Genomic DNA, 12,650 nt, shown 5'->3' on the forward strand with positions numbered 1-12,650 from the left:
GGGGCTCGATGACAACGCCGATCGCAACAGCAAATGCAAACGCTAGCCGAGCCTTTTTCGTGGAGATGCTGACGCGCGACATTGCGCTCGACGATTGCATCCTCGACCTCCTCGACAACAGCGTCGACGGCGCGTGGAGGTCCTTGGGTCGCGTGGCTCCGGGGCTAAACGATGGCGTCGACCTAAGCCCTTTCCGGATTGACATTGTGGCCACGCCACAAAAATTCTCTATGGCGGACAACTGCGGCGGGATGGCCCAGCAACGTGCCGAGGAGCATGCGTTTACCTTCGGCCGCCAGGCGCCTCTTCAGGAGGATGAGGAAGCGGATGCCGAAGACGGCCTGCAGAACCCGGTAGCGGCGGACCAGATCGCAGACGTGGACGCGGAAACCCTCGAAGGCGACGAAGAGGGGGACTACAGCATCGGCGTTTACGGCATCGGCATGAAACGCGCGCTCTTCAAGCTAGGGCGCCAGATCGCCATCCATAGCACCTACAAAGGTTCCGACGGGACCCTGAAGGCCTTCGAGGTTCCGATCGATGTCCCAACCTGGATGGCCGACCGCAAGACGGATTGGAGCTTCGACATTTACCCCGCGAAGCCGCGGCCAGAAGCCGGCATATCTATCGAAGTCGAGGTACTGACCAAAGGAACCCTCGCAGCATTCTCGAGCCCCGCCGTTCTGCAAAATTTGCAGCGGGTCATCGAGCGCGACTACGCCCTCCATCTTCATCGGGGTCTGAAGGTGACCCTGAATGGAACCGCGCTCATCCCCATGCCGATCACCCTGCTGCAAAGCGACGAGTTCGAACCGCTCAACCGCAGCTGGGACATCCCGTTCGAGGGCGGCACAGTTCATGTCGAACTGCTGGCAGGCGCCAATGCGCTACCGATCGACGAAGAGTCGCCCGACGAGGAGGATCGCGGGGAAGCTCGGTTCGGCTGGTACGTGGCGTGTAACGGACGCATTGTCCTCGCCGCCGACAAGACTTCAACCTCGATCTGGGGCCTCGACGGCTTCCCGATGTGGCACCGTCAGTATCGCGGCTTCTTCGGTCTGATCATGTTCACCTCCGAAGACACGGAGCTCCTGCCGCTCACGACAACCAAACGTAGCGTCGACCAGTCGTCGGAAGTCTACCGCCAGAGCCGGTCCGCGATGCGCGAAGCTACCCGGGCCTGGATCGAGTATACCAATACCCGCAAACAGGACCGCGAGGCCGCAAAGGCCAAAGAAGCTGCGGCGAAGGCCGTGCCAATTTTCAATCTGCCCGTGCGCGAAGCGATCATCACGCCAGCGGTCCCTTCGCGGCCGCGTATCCGGACGACATCGATTCAGTATTCCGAACCGGTGGCCAGAGTTCGAGCGCTCGGCGAGGCGTTTGGCAACGTCAACATGCCCGGCACGCAGGTCGGCGCGCGATCATTCGAATATGCGTATGGCGAGCTGGTAGGCGACGATTGATGGCTTCGTTCGACGCCGTAAATTACAGCCTGCGTCCGAACAAGACGATCCAGAGAGGGATCGTGTTCGACGGACTCAAGACGCTGTCTGTCGTCATGCCCTGGCGGGACGCCGCCTATATCGGATTTGGGTCGATCTGGTTCACCGATTTCGTGCTGGCGCACAAGCGCCTCGGCCTGAACAGAATGGTCTCCATCGAGGCGAACGAGATCGGCTTCCGTCGCGCGCTCTACAATAAGCCCTACCGTTTCGTACGAGTGCTCGAGGGCTTGTCGTACGATGTTGTTCCGACCCTCTACGACGACCCGGAAATCGCTAACCTCCCTTGGATTGTGTGGCTCGACTACGACACCGCCCTGTCGGAAGACTCCATTTTCGAACTCCGTGATCTTGTGGAGCGAGCTCCGTCCGACAGTTTGCTGCTTGTTACGGTCGACGCCGCTCACAAGCGCTACGGCAAGGACAGCGGAGAGCGTGCGGAACGGCTGCGCAATCTCCTCGGCGATATCGTCCCCGACCGTCCGGAGCCCGGCGCCCTTAAAGACACGGACCCCTTCGCCGACACCTTGTCGACCTATCTGGAGCAGTTTCTGGTGTCCGCTGCCGAGAGCTGTGCGAGACCGGGTGGGCTCGTTCCGGCGTTCAGGCTCCCCTACCGAGACAAGGCGGCGATGGCGACCGTTGGGGTAGTTCTGCCGTCGCCTGAACGCCGTCAGGCCTGCCTCGACGTCGTGTCCCATCCGAACTGGATGGGCGTTGCGGATCGCCCGATCATCGCGCCGCACCTCACGATGCGCGAGCTAGCCGTCCTGCAGGCGCAACTGCCTGCAGCGCCGATGGACCGCGCCGCTGTTCGCGCGCTCGGTTTCGATCTCGGCGAGGACCAGATCGGCATCTTTCAGCGCTACTATAAATATTATCCGACCTTCGCGCAGATCGGCACCTGACAACCCTCCGATCACGCGAGCGCAGAAGCCATGACGTGGAAACCGAAAATGGCGAAGGTCGGGACACCGAAGGCCGCTCGGAAGCCTAGACTGCCTGGCCTCGACCGTCTCGTCATCGAGACGCTTTTCCACATGAAGTTCCGGCCGGGCATGGAGGAGGTCCCCTTCGCACGGACCGACTATGAGGATGCGCTCGCTCTGGTCGCAAAGACGCACCCGGAGCGGTTCAAGAAGGCGGACCGCGCGGCACAGACGCTCGCAGACGCCGAGGAGGACCTGCCTGGGACCGCCGAACTCCCATCCGAACGAGTCGGCATCCCGCGCCACAAGAACATCGGAGCGGTGATCTACGACTACCGCTTTCGTCGCAAACTGCCCCCCGGCATTGCGGAGACCGAACGTCCCGAGGAGAACAAGTTCTGGCGCATCCAGTTGGCTGGTAAGGGCGAGTATCGGTTTAGGCTGGGCCCAGACCCGATCATCGTCCCGGGCAAGGACTTCGAAGATATAGATGTGTACGAGGCGACACCCGAAGTCATCGCCGAGTTCCGGATCGAGGACGAGCAGGCCCTATTAGCCAAGATACGGTACAATCGCTTGATCGACACCTTCCTCGGTATCACCGCCTACAGCCTGCAGAACCACCTGCGCACGGCGGTTCCCGGCATTGGCCAGATCGAGATCGACGAGCTTTACATCGGTCACGACGGCAGGGGCGACCTCTTCGTCGTCCCTGTTCAGGCCAAGGGCAAATCGGACAAGCTCTCCAGCGTGCAGACCGAGCAGGACCTGGCGTTCTGCCGCGAGTCCGAGCGGTTTTCCGTCGCCCAGGCCCGGTGCGTGTCCGCCCAGTTCCTTCCGGACGGCAGCGTCCATCTATTCGAGATGGCGGAGGTCGACGGCAACGCTGTTGTCAAACGCGAAGCGCGTTATCAGTTCAAGCGCTCGCAACGGTCGGTGATTGATCCGGCCTAGGTCTGGCTTACCGAACGTTCGTTCGCGCGTTCAGGACGTATGGCAGACAACCGCAGTCCCGCGTCCCGAAGCGCCCTGATGGCGCGCATCGGCTCGAAGAACACCGCACCGGAGGTTGTCGTCCGCCGGCTGCTCCACGCCATGGGTTATCGCTTCCGGCTTCACCGCAAGGATCTGCCGGGCACGCCCGATATCGTCTTGCCGGCCCGCCGGACCGCCGTCTTCGTTCATGGCTGCTTCTGGCATGCCCACGGTTGCAAGATCGGACGGCCGCCTAAAACCCGCTCCGAATTCTGGGGACCCAAGCTCGAGCGCAACCGGGAGCGAGATCGTGAAAGCGAGGCCGCCCTTCGCGCCGCGGGTTGGACGGTCGAGACGGTCTGGCAGTGCGAAACCCGGGACATCGAAACCCTGAAGGAGAGGATGACCCGCGCTCTGGGCGCTGCGGGCGCGAAGATTTCGATCGACATGTCTGCGCAGGATCGGTAAGCTTACCTGATTCATTGCGACGAGGCTTATTTCCATGGACAGACCCCTCGGCATCGATCTTTTCGCCGGCGCGGGTGGCTTGAGCCTCGGCTTCGAACAGGCGGGCTTTGACGTCGTCGCGGCGGTCGAGGTCGATCCAGTGCACTGCGCAGTCCACAAGTTTAACTTCCCCGACTGCGCTGTGATCGCGCGATCCGTCGTCGGCCTGAGTGCCGCCGAGTTGCGCAGCGCTGCCGGCATTGGGCTTAAACCGGTGCACGTCGTTTTCGGGGGCGCGCCCTGCCAAGGCTTTTCGCTCATCGGGCAACGGGTCCTGGACGACCCTCGCAACAGCCTGGTTCGGGAGTTCGTCCGGCTCGTACACGAGCTGCGCGCCTCCTACTTCGTGTTCGAGAACGTCAAGGGCCTGACGCTCGGCAAGCATCGCAAGTTTCTCGAAGAGCTCATCGACGCCTTCGAGGCGGTGGGCTACGAAGTGCGCCTGCCTTGGAAGGTCTTGGACGCCGCCGACTACGGCGTGCCGCAGCACCGCGAGCGGCTGATCCTGTTCGGCGCCAGAAAGGGCCTGCCCCTGCCAGACTACCCGGCCGCGCGGACCCGTCCGGCCGACCGGGCCAAAGGAGCAGACCTGCCGGTCGGGCCGACCGCAAAAGACGCTTTGGACGACCTTCCCGAGGCCGAGGCCTTCGCGGAGTTGCTTTATAGCGACGAAGTGCGCACTGCGAAGTGGGGCAAGCCCAGCCCTTACGCCAAAGCCATGCGCGGCTTGGACAGCGCCGCCACCGACTTCGCCCACCCCCGCAAATGGGAACCACGCTTGCTGACGTCCAGCGCCAGAACCGACCACACAGCGATCTCGCGTCGCCGGTTCGCGGCGACCGAGCCGGGCGCAGTCGAGCCGATTTCCCGCTTCTATCGCCTGGCGCCAAGTGGGCTGAGCAATACCCTTCGCGCCGGGACCGATGCGGCCCGAGGGGCTTTCACTAGCCCCCGGCCGGTTCACTATGCGAAAGCGCGGTGCGTGACCGTCCGGGAGATGGCGCGTCTGCACGGTTTCCCGGACTGGTTCCGGCTTAACGAGACCAAATGGCACGGGGCCCGACAGATCGGAAATGCCGTCCCACCGCCTCTCGCCAGGGCTGTCGCGGACCAGGTGATGACGGCCCTCGGGATTGAGCCTCTTCGCCCGTCAGAGGCGGTGGCGCTCGGCGACGAGACGTTGATCCGGATGACGGTGTCCGAGGCGGCCGCCCACTTCGGCATCGTCGCGCCCGACGGCAAGAGGGATCGCAAGAGCGGCGCCAAGAAGCGTAAACAGGCCGACATTGAGGCGGCGTTCGAAGCGCAGCGCGCGGTCGGGTTCGGATGACCGACGCCGTCGAAGGTGCGAACCGCTACCGCGCCCTGATCGAGCACATCTTCTTCCATCCCGGTTACGGAGACTACGCGGAGGGCAAGACGGTCTTGCCTTTCAGGCGCGACGACCTTGAGAGGGCGGCGACTGAGCTCGGGATTGCCCTACCCAAGAACCTTGGCGACGTGGTCTATTCGATCCGTTACCGCACCCAGATGCCCGCCCGGGTGCTCGCCACCCAGCCCGAGGGCATGGAGTGGATCGTAGAGGGGGCGGGACGCGCGCTGTACCGTTTCTGTCTGGTGCCGGTGAACCGCATCGTTCCGAACCGGGACCTGATCACGATCAAGATCCCGGACGCGACGCCGGAGATCATCGGCACCTACACACTCAATGATGAACAGGCTCTGCTGGCCAAGGTTCGGTACAATCGGCTGATCGACACCTTCTTGGGGATCACCGCCTTCTCCCTGCAGAATCATCTGCGAACCACCGTAAAGGGCGTCGGGCAGATTGAGATCGACGAGGTCTATGTCGGCGTCGACCGCCACGGAGTGCAGTACGTTGTGCCTGTCCAGGCAAAGGGCGGGACCGATCAGCTCTCGGTCGTTCAGGCCAAGCAGGACATCGCCTGCTGCGCGGAAAAGTTCCCCAACCTGGTGTGCCGATCCATCTCCGCCCAGTTTATGGACGACGAGCGGATCGCCATCTTTGAGCTGACGGTGCAGGACGATCAGGTGCGCATTGTAGAGGAGCGCCACTACAAGCTTGTGACCGGGCAGGTTCCGCTCGACGACCTGGCCATCTACCGCCGTTCCATCTAAGCGGCCACGCCGCCCCGTCCGCATGCACAAGTCACGAGCGTATTCCCACCGACGTCCCTGCGCTGGAGCGAGGTCAGCGGGGCGGCATCCGATGCCGCGGCAGCTGACCATTGATAGGGTTACGGCCGAGACGTCCCCCGGGCAGATCACAAGCGCGGGGGCAGCTTGAGTGGGACTCGCCGCGATCAGAAAGCTGGCCCCGCGAGGGTCACTTAGAGTCAGACTTGGGCCTGCGCCGACGCTCCGGTCGCACCTACGGAGCGAGATGTTATTATTTCAAAGCAGTCTGAGCAATTGGCGCGAATACAACAGGGCACATCTATCTAAATACAAACGTCTCGGCTGGGCTACATCAATCTGCTGCATAAAGGCCGCGCAAACGTTTCCGACAAAGCCCATGACCGTCTGAAACAAATCTATGTCGCCTTTGCCCAATGGACCCTGCGCGACATCACCGAGGAAGATGCCGAGCGGTTCAAGGGCGCATTGCTATTCGACGGCCTGTAGCCGTTATCTCTAAGAATCATTTATCTGCTCAAGTTCGCGCAGGAGGCGCTCTCCCGAGCGCTGCAGGAAGAATCCGGGTAGTAATCGCATGCGCTATCTTCCAAGAGCATTCTTCATCGCGCAACAAGCGGAACTTGCAGGCGTTCCGGATTCCGGGCATTCGGCCCGGCGACAGGGATTTTTCGGAGCCCGCGTCAGCGTCCGATATTTTCTAAGGTCTCAAGCAGAGACTTGAAGTCCCTAAGTCGTTCGATCTCTTCCGACGTGATCCCGTCGGGATCAAAGTGGGTCACATCATTTCTGATTTCACGAACTGCATCGAGGTCCTTGCAAAACAGCACGCGGTCTATGGCCAAGCCCAAGCGAGCCCAACGTTCAGGTTGCTGCAGCAGGCGAATGTATTCTCCGAACGTAAGATCGTCGACGCTGGCCACCTCGCGCTGGGCCCCGCCAGGGTCTAAAGCGGAAGCCAACTCGGGCACGCTGAACTTCTCGCCGATCATATTCCGAACGAGATTTTCGATTTCGCTCAGAAGAAGGAACGGCTCGCTGAGAGTCTGGAACTGCCGGCTGAGGTCGCTGGCGGTTACGATCCCAGTGATCTTGTTCTGTTCGCCCCGGACCAAGACGTAGTCGTACCGGGAGATCATGGGGATCGCATCGAAGATGGATATCTCTGCGCGCACTTCATGAGCCGGCTCCATGAACTCGCGCACAGGCCCGACGGGCCTCCCGAGCGCCAAACGTGAGCCAATACTCTTCCAGCTAATCGTGCCTTTGACGTCGCGCTCGCTGGACATGACGGGAATTTGCGAAAAGTCCCGAGCGAGCAATAAGGTGACGGCCTCGGCGAGCGTCGCGTCGGGCGAGATTCGGACGACCTCCTGGTTGGCGGCCGCTAGCTTGCTGATACGGTAGGTGGCGTCTCTGGTGACCCAGCTGCCGCCTTCTTCGAAGCTCTCTTCCTTTGGGGGCTCCGGGTCTTGCGCCGCATCGCTCTGGGCGTCCTGGACGAGCTCGAAATTGATTGGAGCGTCCACCCAACGTGATTCGAAATCTGGGACTGTCACAATCCCGGCCTCTTCGAGCTCGTTGCGGATGTTGCGAACGATTACCGGACCCCGGCGCTGGGCCTCAAACCACCAGAGGAAAGTTCGGACGGTTACCGGCTCAACGGTGCGCCCCGCCTTGAGGTCCTCGGCAATGGATCGCAGTTCGCGCTTCATAGTGGGATCAGTCCTAGAGATCGGAGCTCAGGCAGCACCGCCGTTGATTTTGCTCAATTGGACCTAACACACGCGAGCAGTCATCGCCGAAATAAGTCAGGCTCAGACGTTGGACACAGTCACAGATGCGCCAGATTTCCCCGTTTGCGGAATCCACCTGACCGCTGCCAAGAAGCGGGCCTTCCCAACGTCACCACCAGTCGCAGCTCAAAGAATATTTTGCCGGCATGGCGCCCATCGATCAGCGCTCACGTGTCTAGCCTGTGCGGACAATTGGCTCCGCCCAGCCAGTACGAACCTCATGCCCATCAAATCGAACAAGACGCCGCGTGGCGGCAAGAATGGTGCGATCAAGACGGCGATCGCGCGCAAGCCCAGAGGGCCTTACAAGACCAGAGCTGTCGACCTGAACCCCGAGCCGCTATGGACGGAGTGGGACGATCCTGCGGACTTCCAGGATGCGTTCGCGCTGCATATTCGCCGCTATGGCGAGAACGTCAGCCGACTTCACAAGGCCCTCGCACTTGGCGAGGACGTGGTCGATATCCGGACCCTCTACGATTGGCGCAACGGCGTGCTTGCGCCGCGCAGCAGCACGGGCTTCCGGGTGCTGGCGGCCATCGAGCGGCGCTACCACCTGCCCGAGGGTTACTTCAGGTCCAAGCTGCCGCACCCCGGCCGGTTGATCGCCAGCAAGACACTCTCCCGGCTCCCGATGTCTGAGCGCCGCCGGTTGGCTTGGCATTTGCCAGACGACTTCGATCGGCTCGCCAAGGCCAAGCGGGAGGAGGTTCTGTCCTGGGTGCGCACGGTGATCATCGCCGGTGCCACGGACTATCGGCGCTATCACATCAACGCCCTGCAACAACGGTTCGCGATCAAGTTCTCGAACGGGCCGGGCGCTTTGCCTTTCGCGCCTGAGGTTCCTCTCGAAGTGCGTCTGGATGACGAAGGGCGATGCGAGTTCGGTCGCCTCCTGGCGACCATGGCCGCGCCCGGGCCCATCGACGCTGAGGCGCGTGATCTCGTGCTCTTCAAGACCGCCACCCTCACGACCCGGGGGCGGGCTCGTAACGGTGTGTGGAATCGCGAGACGGCGGATCAGAAGATGGAGCACTTAGGCCTCCTGTTCGGCGCGCTGACGGCATCCCCTGATAGTGACGTGCGTGGCCACGGCATACCGATGCGCAGCCTGACCTTCGCCTTGCTGGTCTTTCCCGCCGTGTGGGATTGGTATCTGACTTGGCGGGAAGCACGGCGCGGCTTCTTTACGCGGTGGGAGAGCGAGATGCTCACCGTGATCGCGGGACTCACCCGCCGCGAGACAGGGTGGCTGCGCCAATCTCCGCGCCTTGCGTGCTGTCTGCGCCCAATTGAGGGTCTGGTTACAGCGAGCGACGTCCAGGCTGCTCATGACGATTGGGAGGGCCTTTGTGACGCCATGCACCGGCACGCCGTCATCCGAGCAAGAGAGATCGATCGGGTCGCCAGAGTGCATCGAGACCCGTTTGAACCGGTTCTTCCGATCCTGGAGGCTGACAGCCCGCTGGCAGAATACCGAAAGATCACTGAGGAGATCCGCCGTTGGCGGCCAGACCGGCGACGCTTCCCGCTGGCCGCAGCGGAAGCGACCCGGAGCTTCTTAATGCTGCGCCTGGGGCTTCACCTGGGTTTGCGGCAGAAGAACCTGCGCCAACTGCTCTTCAAGCCCAAGACCCAAAGCCCGACACCAGAGCGGCAATTGGAGCTGCAGAAGCGCGGCGAACTGCGATGGAGCGTGCGCGATGAAGGCTGGGAGGTCTTGATCCCGGCCGCTGCGTTCAAGAATTCGGGCTCGACCTTCTTCCGCAAAAGTCCCTTCCGGCTCGTGCTCCCCGACCTGGGAGGGCTCTACGACGAGATCGACACCTACATCGACAAAGACCGCGCCGTGCTTCTCAAGCGGCGGCAAGACCCGGGCACGTTTTTCGTCAAAACGATGAAGGCCAAGAGCGTGAGCGCGGAGTACGGCTCAAAGCCATTCTATGAGGCCTGGCGCCTGGCGATCCAGCGCCACGGCATCTTCAATCCCTACACGGGGCGCGGCGCGATCCCCGGTCTTCTGCCGCACGGACCGCACAATGTTCGCGACGTTTTGGCCACCCATGTGCTCAAGCAGACCGGCTCGCATGAGCAGGCCAGCTACGCGATCCAGGACACCCCAGAGACCATCGCCGAGCATTACGGCCGCTTCCTTCCGCAGGATAAGGCGGCACTCGCGGCGCAAGTTTTGAACCGCGTTTGGGCCGCCTAGCCATCGGGTCATGCGCTGGATCTTGGCGCACGACCCGACACCGGCCGTGGGTGAAATGGGTGTGTCTGGAGCCAGGACGAAGAAACTCAGCACCACAAATACTAAGGCAAGATAAAAGCACAGGGACCTGACGGCCCTATGTCATTGTTGGTGTTCAGCTTTTTTAGGGACCTGCCGCAGAGGCCAGGTCCTATTTTCCTGATTTCTTCATGCCTTTCAACGGCTTGACCGGGACCAACCGCATCGGACTGTCCTATTAGTCTTGGATAACCCATTGTCGTGGAACGGAAAGTTCTGAAATCCGGGACCTAGGCGCAAGACAAGGTCCCGGAAATTCTCTAGCACCATCAGCGACATGTACCTGAAACGGGCCCGGCGCTTTAATCTCGCCATCGACCTTTTGCGGGACTTCCAGCCTCCCGCGCCCTCCTAGTCACTATCACCAACGATCAAAGCGGCCGGCTCGCTGGATGGGGCAGCGCCACTAAGGCTGCCATCCAGCGCCGGGCTTCTGATTGCAGAAAAGCGGTCACCGCGACTCTGCGTTCGGGGTGGATGTCGGATGTCTAGGTGTCTATCCAGATTGCATGGCAAGAGTTCTCAACCAAGCGGTCCGTCCAGCGCCTGGCGACCTGGTTGTCGCTAGCCTTTCACAAGCTAGAAAACACAAACGGCGCTTCGACGCCGTGCTCACCCTTGAGGATCCAGGGTGTCGTCCGGCCAATCGGCTTCGTTTTACGCACAATCCTTCGCCCGCCCATCTGGTACTCGCTTTTGAGGACGTCGATGACGACACACTTGGCGTGCGGGTGGCGTGCCGCGATCAAGTCGCTGAAGCGCTGGCGTTCGCACGATTGCACGTCCAAGGTTCGCTCCTGGTCCACTGTTTCCACGGGGTTGGAAGATCGGCGGCTGTGGCGCTCGCGATCTTCGCAGATAGGGCGGGCCCAGGGGCTGAACGGGCAGCGCTTGCTCAGTTGCTGACGATCAGGCCACTAGTCACGCCGAACCTCGTGGTGGTGAAACTGGCGGACGATATTCTTCAGCGCCAGGGAAGTTTGATTGCCGCCGTTGCCGACTGGGAGGTGGCCGCGCCGGGCCTCAAGGAGAAGCGCGCGGCTCGCCTTCAGTTGGTGAAAACCAACCCGCAACTGTACTCATGGCTGTAGCGGCCAGAGGGCGCGAGAGGGGTGGAAATTGGGCAATGGCGTTAGCAACACAGCGGATCTGAGGCGTGGCTAGTAGCCTCGCGTAACCAACTAACTTCTTTGAGTTGGCGCGCCAGTGAGCCCCGGCGGCCTTTATCCATCACTGAGTGCTTCAGACCATCGCTCGGAGACAAACCGCCCTGGTGCGCTTGGTGGAACGAGGGCCGGACGGGCTGGCGCGCGTCAAGGGTGCGCGCCTCCGGCGCGCATCGCGGAGCGACGGCGAAGCCGCCCTTGACCCGCGCCATCCCGCCCGGCAGAGGCTCTCCAAGCGCTCCAGGGCGAGCACCGACCTTTCAGGTCCTGGCTCCCTTGAGCGGTGGGGGGGTGCCGGCGCCTACTTAACTAGGCGAACGCCGGGTCCGCCGCCGGCGTCGGCGCTGATAAAGATCACGCCCTCGGATTCGAGCGCGGCTTGGATACGATCGATCGTGCCGGTCTGCATCCCACCCTTGTTGGCCTCGAAACGATGGATCGTGGAATCGGCGACTTCCGAGCGCTCGGCGAGCACCCTCACGCTAATTCCAAGTGCGGCTCGCGCCATACGGATTTGAGCGGGCGAGATCATTTTTAGAGAAATTCTCCGACTTCTTGCGAATTTCTGTTGACCGAGCCGGCGAAATTCGCTGAAGTCTAAGCGAAATCCTCTGAAACTCCACCGATTAGCGTGCTGATCGGACCGAGCGCCTGCGCCGGGAGCCCCCGCATGTCCGAAGACAAGGCTGATCCCACGTCCATTTCGCGACGCACGCTCCTGGGCGCGACGTCCGCGGCTCCGCTGGTTTGCAGCGCCCCGAACGCAGAGCCGCCAATGCCAGCAAGGAGCCTCATCGGCCAATGCGCGCGCTGGCTAACCCACGACTTCGCCTCCGACGGTCTAGCCCGGCGCTGGGCCGCCCTGGAGACGCTGGCCGTTGCTGGACACGACTATTTCCGCATGAGCGACCATCAGCGTGGCAGCCTTCCCATGGCGCCCGAGATGGCCGCGATCGAGGTCGAACTGGACGAGCTTTGGGAAAAGCGGAAGCGCGGCCTCAAGGCCATAACCAAGCTGGAGCCTCGCAACATTCACGAGGTCGCCAGCCTGCTGGTCATCGCCGCCCGTATGGACTTTCACGACCCCGGCCCGACAGCGCCCCTGGTCAACAGGGCCATCGCGTTCCTGGCGTCGGCCAAGTGCCCCGGCTGCGGACAGCCCTATGTGCCGCCGAGCCTCCCCAAAGCCTGACACAGCGGATGCAAACCCGCCGATTCTTTCTTTTTCTTCGCCAGAGTACGCCCGCCTCAATTATCGCGTTGAAGGCCAGCGCAACTTAGGGAACCTCCACCGGCTGGGTGCCAACCCGGCGCGTGGAGGCAAT

Annotated in this window: 12 protein-coding genes; 9 read left to right on the forward strand and 3 right to left on the reverse strand. The window is 62.1% G+C overall.

Annotated features, from left to right (window positions below; genetic code table 11):
* Window positions 1-8: 8 nt before the first annotated feature.
* Genes AC1DMQ_RS05165 through AC1DMQ_RS05190 form a run of 6 tightly spaced genes read left to right on the forward strand, consistent with a single transcriptional unit; the run spans window position 9 to window position 6,055 of the window.
* Window positions 9-1,466, forward strand: a complete 1,458-nt coding sequence (locus AC1DMQ_RS05165) for an ATP-binding protein (protein ID WP_477032470.1) — start codon at window positions 9-11, stop codon at window positions 1,464-1,466.
* Window positions 1,466-2,413, forward strand: coding sequence for an O-methyltransferase (locus AC1DMQ_RS05170; protein ID WP_477032471.1), 948 nt, complete (start codon window positions 1,466-1,468; stop codon window positions 2,411-2,413). The genes AC1DMQ_RS05165 and AC1DMQ_RS05170 overlap by 1 nt, the downstream gene beginning before the upstream one ends.
* 48 nt (window positions 2,414-2,461) lie before the next feature.
* Window positions 2,462-3,388 carry a hypothetical protein gene (locus AC1DMQ_RS05175; protein ID WP_477032472.1) on the forward strand — a complete coding sequence of 309 codons (927 nt, stop codon included), beginning with the start codon at window positions 2,462-2,464 and terminating at the stop codon, window positions 3,386-3,388.
* 39 nt (window positions 3,389-3,427) lie between these two features.
* On the forward strand, window positions 3,428-3,877 hold the full coding sequence (locus AC1DMQ_RS05180) for a very short patch repair endonuclease (RefSeq protein ID WP_477032473.1): 450 nt from the start codon (window positions 3,428-3,430) through the stop codon (window positions 3,875-3,877).
* A gap of 34 nt (window positions 3,878-3,911) precedes the next feature.
* Window positions 3,912-5,246 (forward strand): DNA cytosine methyltransferase, encoded by a 1,335-nt coding sequence (locus AC1DMQ_RS05185; RefSeq protein ID WP_477032474.1) that lies wholly within the window; start codon window positions 3,912-3,914, stop codon window positions 5,244-5,246.
* Window positions 5,243-6,055 (forward strand): hypothetical protein, encoded by an 813-nt coding sequence (locus AC1DMQ_RS05190; protein ID WP_477032475.1) that lies wholly within the window; start codon window positions 5,243-5,245, stop codon window positions 6,053-6,055. Before AC1DMQ_RS05185 ends, AC1DMQ_RS05190 begins: the two co-directional genes overlap by 4 nt.
* A 701-nt stretch (window positions 6,056-6,756) precedes the next feature.
* Here the strand turns inward: AC1DMQ_RS05190 and AC1DMQ_RS05195 are convergent.
* Window positions 6,757-7,788, reverse strand: coding sequence for a CBS domain-containing protein (locus tag AC1DMQ_RS05195; RefSeq protein ID WP_477032476.1), 1,032 nt, complete (start codon window positions 7,786-7,788; stop codon window positions 6,757-6,759).
* 301 nt (window positions 7,789-8,089) lie between these two features.
* Here AC1DMQ_RS05195 and AC1DMQ_RS05200 point away from each other — a divergent pair, with 301 nt between their 5' ends.
* Window positions 8,090-10,081 (forward strand): hypothetical protein, encoded by a 1,992-nt coding sequence (locus tag AC1DMQ_RS05200; RefSeq protein ID WP_477032477.1) that lies wholly within the window; start codon window positions 8,090-8,092, stop codon window positions 10,079-10,081.
* A 650-nt stretch (window positions 10,082-10,731) separates the two neighbouring features.
* On the opposite strand, the gene AC1DMQ_RS05205 is transcribed toward AC1DMQ_RS05200, so the two are convergent.
* Window positions 10,732-10,947: a hypothetical protein gene (locus tag AC1DMQ_RS05205; protein ID WP_477032478.1), complete on the reverse strand. Its 216-nt coding sequence runs from the start codon at window positions 10,945-10,947 to the stop codon at window positions 10,732-10,734.
* A gap of 48 nt (window positions 10,948-10,995) precedes the next feature.
* Here AC1DMQ_RS05205 and AC1DMQ_RS05210 point away from each other — a divergent pair, with 48 nt between their 5' ends.
* The gene (locus AC1DMQ_RS05210) at window positions 10,996-11,250 is read left to right on the forward strand and encodes a hypothetical protein (RefSeq protein ID WP_477032479.1); all 255 of its coding nucleotides are present in this window, start codon (window positions 10,996-10,998) and stop codon (window positions 11,248-11,250) included.
* 376 nt (window positions 11,251-11,626) lie between these two features.
* Here AC1DMQ_RS05210 and AC1DMQ_RS05215 read toward each other — a convergent pair whose 3' ends face one another.
* A complete protein-coding gene (locus AC1DMQ_RS05215) occupies window positions 11,627-11,857 on the reverse strand; it encodes a helix-turn-helix domain-containing protein (protein ID WP_477032480.1) in 231 nt (76 codons plus the stop codon).
* A gap of 138 nt (window positions 11,858-11,995) precedes the next feature.
* On the opposite strand from AC1DMQ_RS05215, the gene AC1DMQ_RS05220 reads away from it, so the two are divergent.
* Complete coding sequence (locus tag AC1DMQ_RS05220; protein ID WP_477032481.1) at window positions 11,996-12,517, forward strand: hypothetical protein; 522 nt, start codon at window positions 11,996-11,998, stop codon at window positions 12,515-12,517.
* Window positions 12,518-12,650: the final 133 nt, after the last annotated feature.

The sequence above is a fragment of the Caulobacter sp. 05L422 genome (genome assembly GCF_056397765.1).

Excerpts from the sequence above, each read along its gene's own strand:
- AC1DMQ_RS05180 (WP_477032473.1), top strand. The coding sequence starts at position 3,428 with ATGGCAGACAACCGCAGTCCCGCGTCCCGAAGCGCCCTGATGGCGCGC.
- AC1DMQ_RS05190 (WP_477032475.1), top strand. The coding sequence starts at position 5,243 with ATGACCGACGCCGTCGAAGGTGCGAACCGCTACCGCGCCCTGATCGAG.
- AC1DMQ_RS05185 (WP_477032474.1), top strand. The coding sequence starts at position 3,912 with ATGGACAGACCCCTCGGCATCGATCTTTTCGCCGGCGCGGGTGGCTTG.
- AC1DMQ_RS05215 (WP_477032480.1), bottom strand. The coding sequence starts at position 11,857 with ATGATCTCGCCCGCTCAAATCCGTATGGCGCGAGCCGCACTTGGAATT.
- AC1DMQ_RS05195 (WP_477032476.1), bottom strand. The coding sequence starts at position 7,788 with ATGAAGCGCGAACTGCGATCCATTGCCGAGGACCTCAAGGCGGGGCGC.
- AC1DMQ_RS05200 (WP_477032477.1), top strand. The coding sequence starts at position 8,090 with ATGCCCATCAAATCGAACAAGACGCCGCGTGGCGGCAAGAATGGTGCG.
- AC1DMQ_RS05220 (WP_477032481.1), top strand. The coding sequence starts at position 11,996 with ATGTCCGAAGACAAGGCTGATCCCACGTCCATTTCGCGACGCACGCTC.
- AC1DMQ_RS05170 (WP_477032471.1), top strand. The coding sequence starts at position 1,466 with ATGGCTTCGTTCGACGCCGTAAATTACAGCCTGCGTCCGAACAAGACG.
- AC1DMQ_RS05165 (WP_477032470.1), top strand. The coding sequence starts at position 9 with ATGACAACGCCGATCGCAACAGCAAATGCAAACGCTAGCCGAGCCTTT.
- AC1DMQ_RS05175 (WP_477032472.1), top strand. The coding sequence starts at position 2,462 with ATGGCGAAGGTCGGGACACCGAAGGCCGCTCGGAAGCCTAGACTGCCT.